The 504-nt window shown below is 79.2% G+C and carries 1 pseudogene; it reads right to left on the minus strand.

The annotated features are described in order from the left end of the window. Positions 1-504: pseudogene (locus tag G3I42_RS16790) on the minus strand (hypothetical protein); the annotation flags it as partial.

Below are 504 nucleotides of genomic sequence, written 5' to 3' on the forward strand. Positions count from 1 at the left end.
CCGTCCCCGGCCCGCCCTTCGCTCCCGTCCCCGCCGCTTCCGTCTTCGGTGCCGTGCCGCTCCGCTGCCGGCGCCGGTTCGCTGAGCCGGTCGGCGAGCCAGGTGTGCACCGCGGCGGTACCGCCGGGCGAGAGCGTGCCGTTGGCGGCGCCGAGGTGGTCGGCGGCGAGCCATTCCGGGGTGAGCAGGCCCTGCGCGAGCCGTTCCGGGGCGAGGGCGGAGCGGTCCCCGGCCCACCACAGCGCGAGGACCTCGTCCTCCGTGCGGACGCAGGCGGTCCGCTCGGCCCCGTCGTCCGCCGACAGCTCGATCCCCGCGCAGAGCGCCGCGAGTTCCGGCGCCGTCACGTCGAGCTGGCGGAAGGGGTCGGCGAGCCCGCCGAACAGCTCCCGCGCGGCCCGTACGGCGGGCAGCGTCGGCGGGGCCTGCCCGGCGGGCGCGTCCGGCCTGCCCCGTACGTCGAAGACGGCGTCGAGGCCGTGGGCGACCGCGCGCGCCCGGTTG

The sequence above is a fragment of the Streptomyces sp. SID11385 genome (genome assembly GCF_010548245.1).
GTDB lineage: Bacteria > Actinomycetota > Actinomycetes > Streptomycetales > Streptomycetaceae > Streptomyces.